This is a genomic window from Microvirga sp. P4_G7 (genome assembly GCF_056401005.1).
Genome location: NZ_JBFUKD010000861.1, coordinates 1 through 1,335 on the forward strand (window position 1 = coordinate 1; position 1,335 = coordinate 1,335).

1 protein-coding gene is annotated in these 1,335 nt (G+C 59.2%); it reads left to right on the forward strand.

What is annotated here, in order from left to right:
• Positions 1–314: 314 nt before the first annotated feature.
• A partial coding sequence (locus AC1DT3_RS21415) for a mandelate racemase/muconate lactonizing enzyme family protein (protein WP_477467199.1) occupies positions 315–1,335 on the forward strand: 1,021 nt, incomplete at its 3' end.

The following is a 1,335-nucleotide window of genomic DNA, read 5'->3' on the forward strand; positions in this document are numbered from 1 at the left end:
GCGAACACCCTCATAATGGCGGGAGCTTAGCGTGGTCGCACCAAATGAGATAGAGTTACGTTTGATGGGTGGAAGCGCGCGAATGACGATGCCCAAACGTCACTCCTGACGGCAGGTGCCGCGGTCAAAGTCTCATCAAACAAAAAGCGAAGGCGCCATTCGACAACGCGAGCTCTGTCGTTCTGTGACAATCTCACGAAGAAATCGGCTTGACACTTTATCGTTAAAGGACTGTCATGGCCATGCTCCTGTCGATCGACAGGTCGCGCTCACGAAATGCCACCCTTCCGTTCATTAAAGGTGAGGACCCGCGCATGCGGATCACAGCCATCGAAACGGTGCGGACAGAAGCCCACGAGAACATTCTCTGGGTTTACGTCGAGGTTGAAGATGGCATGCGTGGGCTCGGCGAAACGTTCTTCGCGCCGACGGCAGTCGAAGCGTACATCCACGATGTCGTTGCCCCCTTATTGATCGGAGGCGACGCCACACGGATCGAAAGTTGGCATTCGAAACTGACGAACTATCCGGTCGGCTATGCAGCGTCGGGCGCTGAAATGCGCGCTGCGTCCGCCATCGATATCGCTCTTTGGGATCTTATGGGGAAGACGACGGGCCAGCCCTTGTGGCGGCTCCTCGGTGGTCTCGTTCGAGACCGCGTTCCCGCATACAACACCTGCGCCGGGCCGCATTACGCCACGAAGTCGCGCGGCGATGTAGAACGCTGGTTCGGGATCGATACCGCGCGCAGCGAGGATCTCGATGATCTACGCGCGTTCATGGAAGAACCCGAACGCCTGGCGCGCGAACTTCGCGCCGAAGGCTTTCGGGGGATGAAGATCTGGCCGTTCGACTTCGCAGCCTACGCGAATGGCGGCATCGCGATCACGACTGCACAGATTACCAAAGCCGTCGAACCATTCGCGCGGATCAGAGCGGAGGTCGGGCATGACCTCGACCTGATGCTGGATCTGCATGGCCTATGGGATCTCGAGAGCGCAAAGCGCATTGCGCRGGCGATGGAGCCGTTTGAGCCCGCATGGATCGAAGATCCGATCCGGATGGACGACGCCGATGGCCTCGCCGAACTATCGCAATCGACCCGCATCCCCATTCTCGGGTCTGAAACGACCGCCTCCAAGGAGAGCTTCCTGCGATTGCTGAAGCGCGGCGCGATCGGCATCGTCTCGTTTGACCTCGGCTGGTCGGGCGGCATCACGGAAGCAAGAAAAATCGCGGCGCTTGCCGATGCCTTCCGCAAACCCATCGTACCGCACGATTGCACCGGACCAGTCGGCTACGTCGCCGGTTACTGTCTGTCTTTGACCAGTCCGA